The 18,254-nt window shown below is 52.9% G+C and carries 21 protein-coding genes; 16 read left to right on the top strand and 5 right to left on the bottom strand.

The annotated features are described in order from the left end of the window. Nucleotides 1-277: 277 nt before the first annotated feature. The 6 genes from glaH (at nt 278) to csiR (ending at nt 7,566) form a co-directional block, all read left to right on the top strand. On the top strand, nt 278-1,255 hold the full coding sequence (glaH, locus tag J4650_RS06310) for a glutarate dioxygenase GlaH (RefSeq protein WP_000993100.1): 978 nt from the start codon (nt 278-280) through the stop codon (nt 1,253-1,255). A gap of 25 nt (nt 1,256-1,280) precedes the next feature. Further along, nucleotides 1,281-2,549 carry an L-2-hydroxyglutarate oxidase gene (gene lhgO / locus J4650_RS06315; protein ID WP_023993716.1) on the top strand — a complete coding sequence of 423 codons (1,269 nt, stop codon included), beginning with the start codon at nt 1,281-1,283 and terminating at the stop codon, nt 2,547-2,549. A gap of 21 nt (nt 2,550-2,570) precedes the next feature. Next, nucleotides 2,571-4,019: an NADP-dependent succinate-semialdehyde dehydrogenase gene (gene gabD, locus J4650_RS06320; RefSeq protein WP_038989120.1), complete on the top strand. Its 1,449-nt coding sequence runs from the start codon at nt 2,571-2,573 to the stop codon at nt 4,017-4,019. A 14-nt stretch (nt 4,020-4,033) separates the two neighbouring features. Continuing rightward, nucleotides 4,034-5,317, top strand: coding sequence for a 4-aminobutyrate--2-oxoglutarate transaminase (gabT, locus tag J4650_RS06325; protein ID WP_023993714.1), 1,284 nt, complete (start codon nt 4,034-4,036; stop codon nt 5,315-5,317). Nucleotides 5,318-5,446: 129 nt separating this feature from the next. After that, complete coding sequence (gene gabP, locus J4650_RS06330) at nt 5,447-6,847, top strand: GABA permease (protein ID WP_020899122.1); 1,401 nt, start codon at nt 5,447-5,449, stop codon at nt 6,845-6,847. Nucleotides 6,848-6,888: 41 nt separating this feature from the next. After that, nucleotides 6,889-7,566, top strand: a complete 678-nt coding sequence (gene csiR, locus J4650_RS06335) for a DNA-binding transcriptional regulator CsiR (protein ID WP_023993713.1) — start codon at nt 6,889-6,891, stop codon at nt 7,564-7,566. Between the two features lie 21 nt (nt 7,567-7,587). Here csiR and lysM read toward each other — a convergent pair whose 3' ends face one another. Beyond that, on the bottom strand, nt 7,588-8,037 hold the full coding sequence (gene lysM, locus J4650_RS06340; protein WP_000522406.1) for a peptidoglycan-binding protein LysM: 450 nt from the start codon (nt 8,035-8,037) through the stop codon (nt 7,588-7,590). Between the two features lie 99 nt (nt 8,038-8,136). Next, on the bottom strand, nt 8,137-8,295 hold the full coding sequence (locus J4650_RS06345; protein ID WP_000508175.1) for a YqaE/Pmp3 family membrane protein: 159 nt from the start codon (nt 8,293-8,295) through the stop codon (nt 8,137-8,139). 182 nt (nt 8,296-8,477) lie between these two features. On the opposite strand from J4650_RS06345, the gene J4650_RS06350 reads away from it, so the two are divergent. The 3 genes from J4650_RS06350 to J4650_RS06360 all read left to right on the top strand — a co-directional run bounded on the left by J4650_RS06350 (nt 8,478) and on the right by J4650_RS06360 (nt 9,572). Next, entirely contained in the window at nt 8,478-8,777 is a 300-nt protein-coding gene (locus tag J4650_RS06350) for a metalloregulator ArsR/SmtB family transcription factor (protein ID WP_000137432.1), read from the top strand. A gap of 9 nt (nt 8,778-8,786) precedes the next feature. After that, the gene (locus J4650_RS06355; protein ID WP_001607345.1) at nt 8,787-9,314 is read left to right on the top strand and encodes a rhodanese family protein; all 528 of its coding nucleotides are present in this window, start codon (nt 8,787-8,789) and stop codon (nt 9,312-9,314) included. Nucleotides 9,315-9,392: 78 nt separating this feature from the next. Continuing rightward, the gene (locus J4650_RS06360) at nt 9,393-9,572 is read left to right on the top strand and encodes a hypothetical protein (RefSeq protein WP_023993712.1); all 180 of its coding nucleotides are present in this window, start codon (nt 9,393-9,395) and stop codon (nt 9,570-9,572) included. Between the two features lie 89 nt (nt 9,573-9,661). Here the strand turns inward: J4650_RS06360 and stpA are convergent, their stop codons facing one another. Further along, entirely contained in the window at nt 9,662-10,063 is a 402-nt protein-coding gene (gene stpA / locus J4650_RS06365; protein ID WP_001051100.1) for a DNA-binding protein StpA, read from the bottom strand. A gap of 898 nt (nt 10,064-10,961) precedes the next feature. On the opposite strand from stpA, the gene alaE reads away from it, so the two are divergent. Beyond that, nucleotides 10,962-11,411 (top strand): L-alanine exporter AlaE, encoded by a 450-nt coding sequence (gene alaE / locus J4650_RS06370; protein ID WP_000492669.1) that lies wholly within the window; start codon nt 10,962-10,964, stop codon nt 11,409-11,411. 34 nt (nt 11,412-11,445) lie between these two features. Here alaE and J4650_RS06375 read toward each other — a convergent pair whose 3' ends face one another. Then, nucleotides 11,446-11,796 (bottom strand): DUF2002 family protein, encoded by a 351-nt coding sequence (locus tag J4650_RS06375; RefSeq protein WP_000281305.1) that lies wholly within the window; start codon nt 11,794-11,796, stop codon nt 11,446-11,448. A 161-nt stretch (nt 11,797-11,957) separates the two neighbouring features. On the opposite strand from J4650_RS06375, the gene J4650_RS06380 reads away from it, so the two are divergent. After that, nucleotides 11,958-12,284 carry a DUF883 domain-containing protein gene (locus J4650_RS06380; protein ID WP_001650455.1) on the top strand — a complete coding sequence of 109 codons (327 nt, stop codon included), beginning with the start codon at nt 11,958-11,960 and terminating at the stop codon, nt 12,282-12,284. An 83-nt stretch (nt 12,285-12,367) separates the two neighbouring features. Here the strand turns inward: J4650_RS06380 and J4650_RS06385 are convergent, their stop codons facing one another. Beyond that, nucleotides 12,368-13,702, bottom strand: a complete 1,335-nt coding sequence (locus J4650_RS06385) for a PLP-dependent aminotransferase family protein (RefSeq protein WP_001138466.1) — start codon at nt 13,700-13,702, stop codon at nt 12,368-12,370. 88 nt (nt 13,703-13,790) lie between these two features. Between J4650_RS06385 and J4650_RS06390 the strand changes: the two genes are divergently transcribed. The 5 genes from J4650_RS06390 to nrdF all read left to right on the top strand — a co-directional run bounded on the left by J4650_RS06390 (nt 13,791) and on the right by nrdF (nt 18,233). After that, a complete protein-coding gene (locus J4650_RS06390; RefSeq protein WP_023993711.1) occupies nt 13,791-14,222 on the top strand; it encodes a carboxymuconolactone decarboxylase family protein in 432 nt (143 codons plus the stop codon). Between the two features lie 271 nt (nt 14,223-14,493). Beyond that, nucleotides 14,494-14,739: a glutaredoxin-like protein NrdH gene (gene nrdH / locus J4650_RS06395; protein WP_000028870.1), complete on the top strand. Its 246-nt coding sequence runs from the start codon at nt 14,494-14,496 to the stop codon at nt 14,737-14,739. Continuing rightward, entirely contained in the window at nt 14,736-15,146 is a 411-nt protein-coding gene (gene nrdI, locus J4650_RS06400) for a class Ib ribonucleoside-diphosphate reductase assembly flavoprotein NrdI (RefSeq protein ID WP_001275402.1), read from the top strand. The genes nrdH and nrdI overlap by 4 nt, the downstream gene beginning before the upstream one ends. Further along, nucleotides 15,119-17,263 (top strand): class 1b ribonucleoside-diphosphate reductase subunit alpha, encoded by a 2,145-nt coding sequence (gene nrdE / locus J4650_RS06405; protein ID WP_023994245.1) that lies wholly within the window; start codon nt 15,119-15,121, stop codon nt 17,261-17,263. Before nrdI ends, nrdE begins: the two co-directional genes overlap by 28 nt. Before the next feature lie 10 nt (nt 17,264-17,273). Further along, nucleotides 17,274-18,233: a class 1b ribonucleoside-diphosphate reductase subunit beta gene (gene nrdF / locus J4650_RS06410; protein ID WP_000777903.1), complete on the top strand. Its 960-nt coding sequence runs from the start codon at nt 17,274-17,276 to the stop codon at nt 18,231-18,233. Nucleotides 18,234-18,254: the final 21 nt, after the last annotated feature.

An 18,254-nucleotide genomic window follows, 5' to 3' on the forward strand; every position in this document is an offset into this window, starting at 1 on the left:
TCCGGCCTACGCGCTCATGTGTCAGGCCGGGCAACCCCGCCAGCATCACTTTCCCCATAACGCTCTCATTTTACACCCCTTCTTGCCGTTGTCAGGCTCGTGGCGCCGTTAACCTCACCCTTTGCATTGTTAAATATTTGTTGTTTTTGATCACAATAATTAAACAAAAGCGGTTATTTCATACGCGTTCCTGGAAAATGTCGATATTTTTAATTTATGGCTACGAAATGAGCATCGCCATGTCTCCCTGACCATCTTACCGAGAGGAATGATTCTGATGAATGCACTGACTGCCGTAAAAGCGAACACAGATGATTTAGCCCAACGCCATACTGGTTTCACCCTTGCCCCTTCGGCGCAGTCGCCGCGTCTGCTGGCGTTAACGTTTACGGCGGATACCACAAGACAATTTCTCCATCAGGTTGCGCAGTGGCCGGTGCAGGCGCTGGAATACAAATCTTTCTTACGTTTCAAAATCGGCAAGATCCTCGACGATCTGTGCGGCAATCAGCTACAACCGCTGTTGATCAAAACGCTCCTCAACCGTGCACAAGGCGCGCTGTTGATCAGCGCCGAAGGGATCGATGATGTCGCACAGGCAGAAGAGATGGTCAAACTGGCGACGGCGGTGGCGCATCTTATTGGTCGCTCCAACTACGATGCGATGAGCGGCCAGTATTACGCGCGTTTCGTGGTCAAAAACGTCGACAACTCCGACAGTTATCTGCGCCAGCCCCACCGCGTAATGGAACTGCACAATGACGGTACCTATGTTGAGGAGGTGACCGACTACGTATTGATGATGAAAATCGACGAACAAAATATGGAAGGCGGTAACTCGCTGCTGCTGCACCTTGATGACTGGGAACATCTGGAGTCGTTTTTTACCCATCCGCTGGCGCGTCGCGTCATGCGCTGGGCGGCGCCGCCAAGCAAGAATGTTAGCCATGACGTCTGGCACCCGGTGTTTGATGTCGACCAACAAGGCCGCCCGGTCATGCGTTATATCGACCAGTTCGTCCAGCCAAAAGACTTTGAAGAAGGCGTCTGGCTCAGCGAGCTTTCAGACGCGCTGGAAACCAGTCAAAACATCCTCTCCGTGCCGGTACCGGTCGGCAAATTCCTGCTGATTAACAATCTATTCTGGCTACATGGACGCGATCGTTTTACGCCGCATCCTGACTTGCGTCGCGAGCTGATGCGCCAGCGCGGTTACTTCGCCTACGCCGCCAGCCATTATCAAACTCACCAATAAGCGCCACGGCGAAGGAATTACGCGGATGTATGATTTTGTGATTATCGGCGGCGGCATTATCGGCATGTCGACCGCCATGCAACTTATTGATGTCTACCCGGATGCGCGCATCGCGTTGCTGGAAAAAGAGTCCGCGCCAGCCTGCCACCAGACCGGGCATAACAGCGGCGTGATCCATGCCGGGGTGTACTACACGCCCGGCAGCCTCAAAGCGCGGTTTTGTCTGGCGGGCAATCAGGCGACCAAAACCTTTTGCGATCAAAACAACATCCGCTACGACACCTGCGGCAAAATGTTGGTCGCCACCTCGGAGCTGGAAATGGCGCGGATGCGTGCGCTATGGGAGCGGACGGCGGCCAACGGCTTAGAGCGCGAGTGGTTAAGCGCGGCGGAGCTGCGTGAACGCGAACCCAATATCATTGGCCTGGGCGGGATTTTTGTCCCTTCCAGCGGGATTGTCAGCTATCGCGATGTCGCGACGGCCATGGCGAACCGCTTTCAGGCCAAAGGCGGCGAGATCATCTACCATGCCGAGGTCAGCGCGCTAACAGAACGTGCCGCTGGCGTTGTCATTCGCACCTCGCAAGGTCGGGAAATCGAAACCGCTACGCTTATCGGCTGTGCAGGGCTGATGGCGGATCGGCTGGTCAAAATGCTGGGCGTGGAGCCCGGTTTTATTATCTGCCCTTTCCGCGGCGAGTACTTTCGTCTGGCCCCGCGGCACAACCGGATCGTTAACCATTTGATCTACCCGATCCCCGATCCGGCAATGCCGTTTCTCGGCGTCCATCTTACCCGCATGATCGATGGCAGCGTTACGGTCGGGCCGAATGCGGTGCTGGCGCTTAAACGCGAAGGCTACCGTAAGCGCGACGTTTCCTTCACCGACACCCTGGAGATTTTCCGCTCCGCCGGCATTCGCCGCGTACTGCAAAACCATCTGCTTTCCGGACTAGGCGAGATGAAAAACTCGCTGTGCAAAAGCGGCTATTTGCGGCGAGTACAAAAGTATTGCCCCAGCCTGACCGTCAACGATCTCCAGCCCTGGCCGGCAGGCGTGCGGGCGCAGGCGGTTTCACCGGACGGCAAACTAATTGATGATTTTCTGTTTGTCACGACGCCGCGTTCCATTCACACCTGTAACGCCCCCTCCCCGGCGGCGACATCCGCGATACCTATCGGCGCGCATATCGTCAGCAAAGTTCAGGCGCTACGCGAAAGCCAGAGCAACCCCGGACGTACGCTGCGTGCGGCACGCAGCGTGGACGCACTACACGCCGCATTTACCCGTTAACCCCTCAGACAGGAAGCAATTATGCAACTTAACGACTCTACCCTGTTCCGCCAGCAGGCCTTTATCGATGGCGACTGGCGCGACGCGCGCGGCGGCGATGTCATCCCCGTGAACAACCCCGCCAACGGGAAACCGCTCGGCAATGTGCCCAAAATGGGGGCGGAAGAGACGCGCGACGCCATCAACGCCGCCAATCGCGCCCTGCCCGCCTGGCGCGCGCTCACCGCCAAAGAGCGAGCCAATATCCTGCGTCGCTGGTTCAATCTGATGATGGAACATCAGGACGATTTGGCGCGTCTGATGACGCTGGAACAGGGTAAACCGCTGGCGGAAGCGAAAGGCGAAATTAGCTACGCCGCCTCGTTTATTGAATGGTTCGCCGAAGAGGGGAAGCGTATCTATGGCGACACGATTCCAGGCCATCAGGCCGATAAACGGCTGCTGGTGATTAAACAGCCCATCGGCGTCACCGCCGCGATTACCCCGTGGAACTTTCCCTCGGCAATGATCACCCGTAAAGCCGGCCCCGCGCTGGCCGCAGGCTGCACAATGGTACTCAAACCCGCCAGCCAGACGCCGTTTTCCGCGCTGGCGCTGGCGGAACTGGCCCAGCGCGCCGGAATTCCCGCAGGCGTATTTAACGTCGTTACCGGTTCGGCAGGCGATATCGGCGGCGAGCTGACCAGCAACCCGCTGGTACGCAAACTGTCGTTTACCGGCTCGACGGAGATTGGCCGCCAGCTAATGGAACAATGCGCCAAAGACATTAAAAAAGTGTCGCTGGAGTTGGGCGGCAATGCGCCGTTTATCGTCTTTGACGATGCCGATCTGGATAAAGCCGTCGAAGGCGCGCTGGCTTCGAAGTTTCGCAACGCCGGGCAGACCTGTGTCTGCGCCAATAGATTGTATGTTCAGGACGGCGTTTACGATCGTTTTGCGGAAAAACTCAACCAGGCGGTAAATAAGCTCGCGGTCGGCGACGGCCTGCAAGCCGACGTCGCTATCGGGCCGCTGATTGATGAAAAAGCCGTGGCGAAAGTCCAGGAGCATATCGCCGACGCGCTGGAAAAAGGCGCCCGCGTCATTACGGGCGGTGAAGCGCACAAATTAGGCGGCAACTTCTTTCAACCGACCATTCTGGCGGATGTTCCTGATAACGCGAAAGTCGCCAAAGAAGAGACATTCGGGCCGCTCGCGCCTCTGTTCTGCTTCAGCGACGAGGCGGATGTCATCAGGCAGGCTAACGATACCGAGTTCGGCCTGGCAGCCTATTTTTATGCACGCGATTTAAGCCGCGTTTTCCGCGTCGGCGAAGCGCTGGAATACGGCATCGTCGGTATTAATACCGGCATTATCTCCAACGAAGTCGCGCCTTTCGGCGGTATTAAGGCCTCCGGATTAGGCCGTGAAGGTTCCAAATACGGCATCGAAGATTATTTAGAAATCAAATATATGTGCATCGGCCTTTAACAGGAGAGTCGCTAATGAATACCAATAACACTTTAATGCAGCGCCGTCATAACGCCGTTCCTCGCGGCGTGGGGCAGATTCACCCGATTTTCGCCGAGCGGGCGGAAAATTGTCGGGTCTGGGATGTCGAAGGCCGTGAGTATCTCGATTTCGCGGGCGGCATTGCCGTCCTGAACACCGGTCATTTACATCCGGGCATTGTTTCAGCGGTGGAAGCGCAACTGAAGAAATTGTCGCATACCTGTTTTCAGGTGCTGGCCTATGAACCGTACCTGGCGTTGTGCGAACGCATGAACCAGAAGGTACCGGGCGATTTCGCCAAAAAAACGTTGCTGGTCACGACCGGTTCAGAAGCGGTTGAAAACGCCGTGAAAATCGCCCGCGCGGCGACAAAACGCAGCGGCGCTATCGCGTTTAGCGGCGCTTACCACGGTCGTACCCACTACACGCTCTCTCTGACCGGGAAAGTACACCCGTACTCTGCTGGTATGGGATTGATGCCAGGCCATGTCTACCGCGCGCTTTATCCTTGCCCGCTACACAACATCAGCGACGACGACGCGATCGCCAGCATTGAACGCATCTTTAAAAATGATGCCGCGCCGGAAGATATCGCCGCCATTATTATTGAGCCGGTACAGGGCGAAGGCGGATTTTACGCCGCCTATCCCGCGTTTATGCAGCGACTGCGCGCGCTATGCGACCAACACGGCATTATGTTGATTGCCGACGAAGTGCAAAGCGGCGCGGGCCGGACCGGTACGCTGTTCGCCATGGAACAGATGGGCGTTGCGGCAGATATTACCACGTTTGCGAAATCGATCGCCGGCGGCTTTCCGCTGGCAGGCGTTACCGGCCGGGCAGACGTGATGGACGCTATCGCGCCGGGCGGGCTGGGCGGCACCTACGCCGGAAACCCGATTGCCTGCGCCGCCGCGCTGGCGGTACTGGACATTTTCGAGCAGGAAAATTTACTGCAAAAGGCGAATACGCTTGGCAACACGCTGCGCGATGGCCTGATGGAGATAGCGGAAACGCACCGTGAGATTGGCGACGTGCGCGGACTGGGCGCCATGATCGCCATTGAGTTATTTGAAAATGGCGACCCCGGCAAACCGAACGCGGCTCTGACCGCCGACATTGTGACCCGCGCCCGCGAGAAAGGGTTAATTCTGCTCTCCTGCGGTCCTTACTACAACATCTTGCGCATCCTCGTTCCACTCACTATTGAGGCCTCGCAGATTCGGCAAGGCCTGGAGATTATCGCCCAGTGCTTTGATGAGGCGAAACAAGCGTAATGTCCAATAAGCAGCGTCGGGTGGCGACGTAACTGTCTTATCCGGCCTACAAAAACCGTTTCGATTGTAGGCCGAATAAGCCAGGCGCCATCCGGTAAACGAGCGCAATAACAATAAAGAGGTTTTAGGATGGGGCAATTGTCAGAATCACATGCATTAGGGGGCGGGCTGAAATCACGCCACGTCACCATGTTATCGATCGCCGGCGTCATCGGCGCCAGCCTGTTTGTCGGTTCCAGCGTGGCGATTGCGGAGGCCGGCCCTGCGGTACTGCTGGCCTATCTGTTCGCAGGACTTTTAGTCGTCATGATTATGCGAATGCTGGCTGAAATGGCCGTCGCCACGCCGGATACCGGTTCTTTTTCCACCTATGCGGATAAAGCGATCGGCCCCTGGGCCGGGTATACCATCGGCTGGTTATACTGGTGGTTTTGGGTGCTGGTTATTCCGCTGGAGGCCAATATTGCCGCCATTATTCTGAATTCATGGATACCGGGTATTCCGGTGTGGCTATTTTCATTAGTGATTACGCTTGCCTTAACCGGAAGCAATTTATTGAGCGTCAAAAATTACGGCGAATTCGAATTCTGGCTGGCGCTATGTAAAGTAATTGCCATTCTGGCGTTTATCGCGCTGGGCGCGGCGGCGATTAGCGGTTTTTATCCGTATGCCGAGGTAAGCGGTATCTCCCGGCTCTGGGATCACGGCGGTTTTATGCCTAACGGCTTCGGCGCGGTGTTAAGCGCCATGTTGATCACCATGTTCTCTTTTATGGGCGCGGAAATCGTCACTATTGCTGCCGCGGAATCCGATACGCCGGATAAACATATCGTACGCGCCACCAATTCTGTTATCTGGCGAATTTCCATCTTTTACCTGTGTTCCATTTTTGTGGTGGTGGCGCTGATCCCGTGGAATATGCCGGGTCTGAAAAGCGTAGGTTCGTACCGTTCGGTACTGGAGCTGCTTCATATTCCGCACGCAAAATTCATTATGGACTGCGTGATTTTATTGTCGGTGACCAGTTGTCTGAACTCCGCATTATATACCGCCTCCCGGATGCTCTATTCCCTTAGCCGCCGCGGCGATGCGCCTGCGATAATGGGAAAAACTAACCGTAGCAAAACGCCCTGGGTGGCGGTTCTCCTCTCTACCGGCGCGGCGTTTTTAACCGTTATCGTCAATTATTATGCCCCGGCAAAAGTGTTTAAATTTCTTATCGACAGTTCCGGCGCCATCGCGCTGTTGGTCTATCTGGTGATTGCGATTTCGCAATTGCGGATGCGTAAAATTCTGCTGGCGCAGGGCGGAGAAATTAAGTTGAAAATGTGGCTTTATCCGTGGCTCACCTGGCTGGTTATCGGCTTTATCTGCTTTGTCCTGGTGGTGATGCTGTTTCGACCGGCACAGCAACTAGAAGTCATTTCGACCGGGCTGTTAGGGCTGGGCATAATAGGTACTGTCCCCATTATGTCTCGCTGGAAAAAACTGATAAGGTGGCAAAAAGCCCCCCTGCAAAACCTACGTTAGTTATTCCCGGCGTCAGCCGGGAAGCTTCTCAGGAGTAAAAGATGACCGCCCTTTCCCAACCGACGGCCATAGATGGCTATCGCTGGCTTAAAAATGACATTATTCGCGGCACTTATCAGCCGGATGAGAAACTGCGGATGAGTTTATTAACCGCCCGCTATGCGCTTGGCGTAGGGCCGCTGCGCGAGGCGCTGTCACAACTGGTGGCGGAACGGCTGGTCACCGTGGTGAATCAAAAAGGCTATCGCGTGGCGTCCATGTCAGAGGCGGAACTCCTCGATATTTTTGACGCGCGCGCCAATATGGAAGCGATGCTGGTACGCCTGGCGATTGAACGCGGCGATGATGCGTGGGAGGCGGAGATCCTGGCGCGAGCGCATATGCTCAGTAAACTAGAAGCCAGCGATGCCAGTGAACATATGCTCGATGAATGGGATCAGCGCCACCAGGCGTTTCATTCCGCCATTGTCGCCGGGTGCGGCTCCCATTACTTGCTACAGATGCGCGAACGCTTATTTGACCTGGCGGCCCGCTACCGCTTTATTTGGTTACGTGAAACCGTTCTGTCCGTCGAGATGCTGGAAGATAAACATATCCAGCATCACACGCTAACCGAAGCGATACTGGCGCGCGAGGCGGCACGCGCCAGCGAATTAATGTGTCAGCATTTGCTGACGCCGATTCCCATTATTCGCCAGGCGATGGCAGGAAAAATGTAGCCTGGCGCGGCCTGATAGCCATTATTCTTCAGGAATACGCAACACTTGTCCCGGATATATTTTTTCCGGGCTTTTCAGCATCGGTTTATTTGCCTCGAAGATTTTATTATACAGATTGGCGTTACCATACACTTGCTTTGAAATAGCGCTCAGGGTGTCGCCTGATTTTACGGTATAAAACTGACTTTCAGCCGCCGGCGTCGTGGTTTTAACCTGATCGTCAACGCTGCTAATCCCGGCGATATTCCCCACGGCAACCAGAATTTTTTCTTTTGCCTCCTGACTCAGCCCATCACCCGTCACTGTCGCTTTTCCATCAGCTATTTGCACATTCACTTTGTCAGCGTCGGGTATTCCCGTTTTATTTAAATGTTCCTGGACTTTTTTCGCCTGATCGTCCTTATCATGATTAGCGGTTACCGCGTCCCAGAGTTTTTCACCTGCATCTTTTACAAAATTGAAAAGTCCCATATTCACCTCGCTTGTCAAAAATACACACAAAGAAAAGTGTAGCAGAGGGAATGAGGTTATCCTGATAAGCGGCGCTTATGCGCCGCCGGTGGCCGGTAATTAATGACGCATCTGAACCCAAAATGCGTGGATAAGCCCCGGAATATATCCGAGTAATGTCAGCAGGATATTAAGGATAAATGCCCAACCGAACCCTTTTCCTAAAAGTACGCCGAGCGGAGGCAAAATAATCGTAAATACAATTCTCCAGAAACCCATATACACTCCATACAAGCAAAATTAGTCATTGTTTAAAAAGAGATTTTATCTCTAAGCATAGTCAGTTTACCTGAGCCTGCCAGTCACGCGCCGCGCTTTTACCCTCCTTTACGCTCTTTACGCTGGCATTAGGTTGACGTTTATTTTAGAATTAACTAAATTTAGAAAATGCTTAAATAACTATGACAGAGCTTGAACAACTTCAGGCCAGCGCAGAACAGGCGGCGGCCCTGCTCAAAGCGATGAGCCACCCAAAAAGATTACTGATTTTATGTATGCTTTGCGGTTCGCCAAAAACCAGCGCAGGCGAACTGGCGCGCATTACCGGGCTAAGCCCCTCCGCGACGTCGCAACATCTGGCGCGGATGCGGGAAGAAGGACTGATTGATAGTCAACGCGATGCCCAGCGCATTCACTATTTCATTAAAAATGAGGCGGTTAATACGATTATCGCCACGTTAAAGAATCTCTATTGTCCATAAGGAGGCACGATGTCCATTGGGATAGTTTCCCCCCGTGAGGCGCAAGCGCTGATAGCGCAAGGCGCGAAACTGATTGATGTGCGCGACGCCGATGAATATCTGCGCGAGCATATTCCACATGCGCAACTGGCGCCTCTCTCCCGGCTTGAACAGGGCGATTTGCCCGCCAACCTGCGAGCGGAACAGATTATTTTTCACTGTCAGTCAGGTAAACGAACCAGCAGCAATGCAGCAAAACTACAGGCCATTGCCGCCCCAGCTCAGGTCAGTCTACTGGAAGGCGGTATCGACGGATGGAAAGCGGCAGGATTGCCCGTCACAGAAGACAAATCGCAACCGTTGCCGCTGATGCGTCAGGTGCAAATCGCCGCCGGCGGGTTGACGTTGCTTGGGGTGATTCTGGGCTATACGGTCCACGGCGGCTTTTTCCTCATTAGTGGTTTTGTCGGGGCCGGGTTAATGCTGGCAGGCATGACCGGCTTCTGCGGAATGGCGCGACTACTGGAAAAAATGCCCTGGAATAGCCGTACTCATTAAGCGATACCTTCACCACGCGTCGGTAAGTGTGTAGTAGACTGAAGGCGGGTTTATAGCATTGTTCAACAGGAGGGCGTGATGTTCACACCAGGCGATATCGTACAGCCCCGAATGGGTGGGCCGAAACTGAAAGTGATTGAAGTCAACGAGGATCATATTGTCGCGGTACAGGTCGGTAATGAGCAGGGCGAAAAATTGCTCCTCAAAGCGGCAGATGTCACCCCCTATTGCGAAGAGGGCGATTTTGGCGTGTGCTGATTTATCAAAATGAGCATGGCGCAACGTTCCCTGAGTCCCGGTTAATAGAGACAGGAAACGCAGCGCCATCTGTTAAAGGTTATCCGTGATTAGATTAAGAAATCATCCAGAGATTTCCCCGCCGCCAGCGCCTGGGCAATCGGTTTAGGCGTACGACCTTGTCCGGTCCAGGTTTTTTCTTCGCCATTGAAATCAGTAAAACGATATTTTGCCGGACGCGGCTGGCGCTTTTTAGCAGAACGCGGCATTGCTGAATCCATGGCAAATAACTCTTCCGGGTTAATACCGTCTGCTTTCATCAGCTCCAGAAAGGCATTAATTTTCTCCTGCTTCTCGGCAAGCTGGCGTTGCTGCAATTCTTCTTCTTCGCGTCTTTCTTTAGTGACAACCCTGAATTTTTCGAGCATTTCTTCAAGAACGTCAATGGAGAATTCGCGAGCCATAGCGCGCAGCGTGCGGATATTATTTAAGTTCTGTAACATCAAATTCATATCAATAAAAACCTTTTAACGCAGAAAACAAAAACTATTACAGGCGGTATTGTATGCGATTATTGATTATATTTCCAGATCCTAAAGTTCATACAGATATACTCAGTATAACTCGATTAATTATATTAATCTGTTAACCAGAAGGTTATATTCATTACCCCCTGTGTGTTTCAGGTTATTCTGCCTACGGTATATCTGTAGGTTTCCCGTTCGGCTGTTTATACCCTTCATTCTTCAAGTTGCTTATGTGTTGGCTACGGATTACCCGGCTCATCCATGGGCCTCGCCCTGACGGGTCGTCGCACGCGACGTTCAAATCTGCTCCCGGCAGATTTGTCGCTCCCCACAGTCACATCGTTATCTATACTCCTGGGGACTCACTCCCTTGCCGCCTTTAAGCAACTCGAAATCCATAGCGTATATAGCGTATTGCGTATCTCAGTAACCACGGTGACCCTCACGGTGGCTGACCTTATACAGAAGTGAATATTTCAGCACAATAAGAGATTAACCATTCAAAAATCATCATCAGAGCTTTATGCTAAAAATCAGCCTGCAATAGCTATAATTATGCTGAGAAAAGTAGAGCGCGTGCCGTTAGCCGAGAATATATCGCATCTGACAACATTTGGAATGTGGCTGAAAATCGCCAGAAAAACAATGCATTATAATACATTGATTTAAAAGTAATTAATGACTAACAACAACGAAAATCTCGCCGCGAGCAAAAAACACACAATCACAGAGTATTTTATCGACAAAAAGCCTATAAATAAAAATATTACACTAGTTGATAGTTATTATATAGGGATATACTCTATGCAAAGATAAAAGTGCTTTATGATTTCACTACCAACCATCACCTCATTCTGATCGATACGCTACAAGGAGCATTAACATGTTCTCTCCACAGTCACGCTTGCGTCATGCCGTAGCAGACACGTTTGCGATGGTTGTTTACTGTTCTGTTGTGAACATGTTGATCGAGATATTCCTCTCCGGAATGAGCTTTGAGCAGTCGCTTTCTTCCAGGCTGGTGGCGATACCTGTCAACATTTTGATTGCATGGCCATACGGCGTTTACCGCGATCTGATTATGCGCGTCGCGCGTAAGGCAAGCCCGGCTGGATGGGCCAAAAACCTGGCGGATGTATTGGCTTATGTCACCTTTCAGTCACCCGTTTATATTATCATCTTGCTGACCGTCGGCGCTGGCTGGCATCAGATAGTGGCCGCCGTGAGTTCAAACATTGTTGTTTCAATGTTAATGGGCGCGGTTTATGGCTACTTCCTGGATTATTGTCGCCGCCTGTTTAAAGTGAGCAGCTATCATCAGGCTAAGGCGTAAGTTAACGTCGCGACTGGCATTGCCAGTCGCGCTTTTAGTCGGTTTTTTCGTCGCCAAAAAGCCCATTCAGATAACGTTCTAACGCTATTCGGGAGCTAAAGCCGTGGGGAATACCGTAATGTTCGTGGGTCTCGCCGCCTAAATAGAGCGGAAAATTTTGGTAGTGATCGCAGGTTTTAATATCCGAAGCCGGGTCAGCCAGTGATGAGCTACGGTCTTTTAATCTGGGATGAATGATCAGCGCGGTACGCCCCATACGCGCCTCGCGGTTAACATAAACATAATTCTCGCCGCGTCGATAACCATACGTCTTATTCGTCACCACATCGACGGTAAACCCTGCCTTTTCCAGTACCCGCGCCACCTCGTCAGGTCGTAAATACATATTTTATCCTCATTCTCTTTTACTGCGGGCTTACCTTACCCGATAGCGCGTTATCAACGCTTTCAGAAAAGTCCAGAAACGCATGATATCGCCGTAACAAGCCTCAGCAGGTAAAAATATGAACTACACTGAAAGCTACATCGAAATCAATGGAGGATCATATGCTTAACAAACCGAACCGAAACGACGTCGATGATGGTGTTCAGGATATTCAGAATGATGTCAATCGATTAGCCGACAGTCTGGAAGATGTCCTTAAATCCTGGGGAAGCGATGCGAAAGACGAAGCCGAGGCTGCGCGACGTAAAGCACAGGCGTTGCTGAAAGAGACCCGGGCGCGGATGCATGGACGTACTCGCGTAAAACAAGCCGCCTGTGATGCGATGGGGTGCGCGGATACGTTTGTGCGTGAAAAACCCTGGTGTAGCGTAGGAACCGCCGCAGCGGTAGGAATTTTTATCGGGGCGCTGCTTAGCCTGCGTCGCTAACGACGTGCGCAGCCGGATGGCGACATACTTTATTGGGCCTGCATCATTGCCGCAGGCCCAGGTCGCGCCATTCGGCGAAACGGTTACTGTATCGCCTGTCGAAGCTGCCATGCGACCTGTTTCGCCATGCCAGCGGAAGTAATATTGGTAAACGACAGTAAAATGCCCCCCTTTCCTGACGAAACCACTCGCCAACGGCTTAGCGCCTGTACCGCCAGTCCGGCCTGATTCGCTTTTGCTACCTGCGCTTTATCATCACCTTCAACCTCAATAACCAATTGAATACCGCCTTTCTGTAATGTCACGACAAATCCCTGTTCTGCCAGCGCCTCTTCAATCCATAACCGTCGCTGAGCATAATGTTGACGCATCTTTTTCAGATGCCGCCAGAAATGGCCATCACGGATAAAATCAGCCAGCGTGTGCTGCCATAACAACGGTACGCTACAGGGCATCAGCGACGCCTGCTGGCGGAAATGCTCAATCTGCTTTATCGGCACCACCAGCCAGGCGGTACGTAATGCCGGAAAGAGCGACTTACTGAACGTTCCGGCGTAAATCACTCGCTGCGGGGCATCCAGACTCTTGAGCGGCGGAAGCGGTTTACCGTGATAACGAAATTCGCTGTCGTAGTCATCTTCAATAATCCAGGCCTGCACATTCGCCGCCCATGCCAGAAGTTGCCGTCGGCGAGTTAACGACAGCGCCACCCCCAACGGACTTTGATGGGCGGGCGTCACCAATGCAAAGCGTCCCTGCGGGCAATCCCGCATCCCCGCCGCGACATTCAGCCCATCGGCATCGACCGGAATCGGCGCCAGCGTAATCCCCTCCTGCGTTATCACCGGGCGAATTAACGGAAAGCCGGGATCTTCCACCCACATGCTGTCTCCCGGCACAGACAATGTACGCAGGATTAGCCGCATAGAATCCGCATAACCGGAGGTAATAAATACCTGTTCCGGCAGACATTCAATGCTACGCGAAACCCGCAGGTAATCGACTATCGCCTGGCGCAAAATCGCCTCGCCGCAGACGTCGCCTAATGCCAGATCGAAGCGTGTCTGCGTGCGCAACCGACGCCCCATCACTCGCGCCCACTTCTCGCGTGGAAAGAGATCCAGCGCCGGTAACCCCATCTGAAAGGGTTTCGGCTCCGGACTTTCTCCGGCAAAAACAGCGGGTATCGGCGGCGCCGTCTCAAACCGTAGAGCGTTGCTCACAAACGTGCCTGCCTGGCCACGTCGCTCCAGCCAGCCCTGCGCCACCAGCTCGCCATAGGCATTTTCCACCGTGGCGCGAGAAACGCCCAGTTCCTGCGCCCACGTCCGACTGGAAGGCAAACGCGTTCCGGGCGCGAGTTCTCCTTGCTCAATGGCCGTTTTTAACTGACGAGCGATGTGCTGATAGCGCGGCATATGGTCTGCTTTTTCTGTAAAAATATGGCCCTCTTTTACAGACCATTATAGTGCTACAGTGCTCGTCATCAACACGAGGAGAAACATGATGACGACGTTACGCCAACCCTATTATGAACTGAGCCCGGAGGTTTATAGCGCTCTGGTGCAGGCGAAAAACGCGCTGGAAAAGAGCACGCTTGACCTCACTCTGATGGAGCTGATTTACCTACGTGTTTCGCAAATAAATGGTTGTGCATTTTGCCTGGAGATGCACAGTAAAGCGCTGCGTAAGGCTGGCGTGAATCAAGCTAAATTAGATGCGCTGGCAGGATGGCGGGTAAGTCACCATTTCAGCGAGCAAGAGTGCGCGGCGTTAGCCTGGGCGGAATCGGTGACGCACATTGCTGAAACCCACGCCGAAGATAATGTTTACCTGCCGCTGCTCGATCATTTCAGCGCGCGTGAAATCAGCGATCTGACCTTCTCCATCGGTTTAATGAACTGCTTTAACCGTCTGGCGATCGGTATGCGAATGTGACGCATTGTTGCCGGATGGCGCTGATGTCAGCCAACTCTGTTATGCGTGAACCTGCAGGCCGGATCGGGCGTTCACGCCGCCATCCGGCAAAAATTAGCCATGCCTCCCCTACCCCGCTGCGTTCATCAGCGGCGTTAAAATCAATCGAAAATTCCCATATCTTGTATGGTTGAATCTTAATTCAACTACATCTAGTATTTCCTGTATCAACACACGACAATCCGACGCGTTTCATCGCGCCGTTTTCTCATTTTAAATGGAAATACGAATCATGAGCATTACTATTTACACTCGCAATAACTGTGTTCAGTGCCACGCCACAAAGCGGGCGATGGAAAGCCGTGGATTTGAATTTGAGATGGTGAACGTCGATCTGGTGCCGGATGCAGCGGATACGCTCCGGGCGCAAGGGTTTCGTCAATTACCGGTGGTGATGGCGGGCGATTTGAGCTGGTCTGGCTTCCGTCCGGACATGATTAACCGTCTGCACCCGACACCCCACGCGGCAAACGCATGAGCGCGCTCGTCTACTTCTCCAGCAGCTCTGAAAATACGCACCGTTTTATGCAGCGTCTGGGGCTGCCCGCCACGCGTATTCCGCTCAATGAACGGGAGCGAATTCAGGTAGACGAACCGTACATTCTGGTTGTGCCGTCATACGGCGGCGGCGGGATGGCCGGTGCGGTGCCGCGACAGGTGATCCGCTTTTTAAATGATGAACACAACCGGGCGCGCATTCGCGGCGTCATCGCCTCCGGTAACCGCAATTTCGGCGATGCCTGGGGATGCGCTGGCGATGTGATAGCACAAAAATGCGGCGTCCCCTGGCTGTACCGCTTTGAGCTCATGGGCACACAACGCGACATCGATAACGTCCGAAAAGGAGTAAATGAATTTTGGCAACAACTATCCCGGAGCGCGTAATGCAGGAAACCATGGATTACCACGCCCTGAACGCGATGCTGAATCTTTATGATAAAGCAGGCCATATTCAGTTCGACAAGGACCAGCAGGCGATCGACGCCTTCTTTGCCGCCCACGTCCGCCCGCATTCCGTGACGTTTGCCAGCCAGCATGAACGTCTGGAGACGCTGGTTCGGGAAGGGTATTACGATGACGCTGTCCTCGCGCGTTACGACCGCGCCTTCGTCCTCCGCCTGTTCGAGCACGCCCACGCCAGCGGCTTTCGCTTCCAGACGTTTCTTGGCGCCTGGAAGTTCTATACCAGTTACACGCTGAAAACCTTCGACGGCAAACGTTATCTGGAACACTTTGAAGATCGGGTGACAATGGTGGCGTTGACGCTGGCGCAGGGTGACGAAACGCTGGCCACCCAACTGACCGATGAAATGCTTTCTGGTCGCTTTCAGCCCGCCACCCCGACTTTTTTAAATTGCGGTAAACAGCAGCGTGGGGAACTGGTCTCCTGCTTCCTGCTCCGTATCGAAGACAACATGGAGTCGATCGGGCGGGCGGTGAATTCGGCGCTGCAACTCTCCAAACGAGGCGGCGGCGTCGCGTTTTTACTCTCCAATCTGCGCGAGGCGGGCGCGCCGATCAAACGCATTGAGAATCAGTCTTCCGGCGTGATCCCGGTGATGAAAATGCTGGAAGACGCGTTTTCGTATGCCAACCAGCTTGGCGCGCGCCAGGGGGCCGGCGCGGTTTATCTCCATGCGCACCACCCGGATATTCTGCGTTTTCTGGATACCAAACGGGAAAATGCCGACGAAAAAATCCGGATCAAAACGCTCTCTCTCGGCGTGGTGATCCCGGATATCACCTTCCGGCTGGCGAAAGAAAACGCGCAAATGGCGCTCTTTTCGCCCTATGACGTACAACGACGCTACGGCAGACCGTTTGGCGATATCGCCATTAGCGAACGGTACGATGAATTAATTGCCGATCCGCACGTGCGTAAAACCTATATTAACGCCCGTGACTTTTTTCAAACACTGGCGGAGATTCAGTTCGAATCCGGGTATCCCTACATCATGTTTGAAGATACGGTAAACCGCGCGAATCCCATTGCTGGTCGCATTAATATGAGCAACCTGTGCTCGGAAATTTTACAGGTCAATAGCGCTTCCCGTTACGACGATAACCTTGACTATACCCACATCGGGCATGACATCTCCTGCAATCTCGGCTCGCTGAATATCGCTCACGTCATGGATTCACCGGACATTGGTCGTACCGTAGAAACCGCTATTCGCGGCCTGACGGCGGTGTCGGACATGAGCCATATACGCAGCGTACCCTCAATAGCCGCCGGTAATGCCGCCTCTCATGCCATCGGTCTGGGCCAGATGAATCTGCATGGCTATCTGGCGAGAGAAGGCATTGCCTACGGTTCGCCGGAGGCGTTGGATTTCACCAATCTCTATTTTTACACCATTACCTGGCATGCCGTGCATACTTCAATGCGGCTGGCCCGCGAACGCGGCAAAACCTTCGCCGGATTTGCGCAGTCGCGCTATGCCAGCGGCGACTATTTTACGCAGTATTTACAGGACGACTGGCAACCGAAAACAGCGAAAGTCAGGGCGCTATTTGCCCGCAGCGGCATTACCCTGCCCACACGAGAAATGTGGCTAAAGCTGCGCGACGATGTGATGCGCTATGGCATCTATAACCAAAATTTGCAGGCGGTGCCGCCGACCGGTTCGATTTCTTACATTAATCATGCGACCTCCAGCATTCATCCGATTGTAGCCAAAATTGAGATTCGCAAAGAGGGCAAAACCGGGCGTGTGTATTACCCCGCGCCGTTTATGACCAATGAAAACCTGGACATGTATCAGGATGCTTACGATATCGGTCCGGAAAAAATTATTGATACCTATGCCGAGGCCACGCGCCACGTCGATCAAGGACTGTCGCTCACCCTGTTTTTCCCCGATACCGCCACGACCCGCGATATCAACAAAGCGCAGATCTATGCCTGGCGAAAAGGTATTAAGTCACTGTATTACATCCGGCTTCGCCAGTTGGCGCTGGAAGGTACTGAAATTGAAGGCTGCGTATCCTGCGCGCTATAAGGAAAGCCATATGAAATTATCTCGTATTAGCGCCATCAACTGGAACAAGATCCAGGACGACAAAGATCTGGAGGTGTGGAACCGGCTGACCAGTAACTTCTGGCTGCCGGAAAAAGTGCCGTTATCGAATGATATTCCGGCCTGGCAGACGCTGAGCGCCGCCGAACAGCAGCTCACCATTCGCGTGTTTACGGGACTTACGCTGCTCGACACTATCCAGAACATCGCAGGCGCGCCGTCGTTAATGGCAGATGCCATCACGCCGCATGAAGAGGCAGTGCTGTCGAACATCAGCTTTATGGAAGCGGTACACGCCCGCTCTTACAGTTCTATTTTTTCCACGCTGTGCCAGACGAAAGAGGTTGATGCCGCCTACGCCTGGAGCGAAGAAAACCCGCCGCTTCAGCGTAAGGCGCAGATTATTTTGGCTCATTACGTCAGCGATGAACCGCTAAAGAAAAAAATTGCCAGCGTCTTTTTAGAGTCTTTTCTGTTCTATTCCGGCTTCTGGCTGCCAATGTATTTCTCCAGCCGCGGTAAGCTCACGAACACTGCCGACCTGATTCGTTTAATCATTCGCGATGAAGCGGTTCACGGTTATTATATTGGCTATAAGTATCAGATAGCGCTACAAAAACTATCGGCAATCGAGCGTGAAGAGTTAAAGCTTTTCGCGCTGGATTTGTTGATGGAACTGTACGACAACGAAATCCGCTACACAGAAGCATTATATGCGGAAACCGGCTGGGTTAACGACGTCAAAGCCTTCTTGTGCTACAACGCCAATAAAGCCTTAATGAACCTGGGTTATGAGGCGTTATTTCCGCCGGAGATGGCAGACGTGAATCCCGCAATCCTTGCTGCGCTCTCGCCGAATGCCGACGAAAATCATGATTTCTTTTCCGGATCAGGTTCATCTTATGTGATGGGGAAAACAGTCGAAACCGAAGACGAAGACTGGAATTTTTAACCTTGCGGGCATGGGAAATAA

The sequence above is a fragment of the Salmonella sp. 32120201201600049SM genome, from assembly GCF_017572835.1.
Classification (GTDB): Bacteria; Pseudomonadota; Gammaproteobacteria; order Enterobacterales; family Enterobacteriaceae; genus Salmonella; species Salmonella enterica.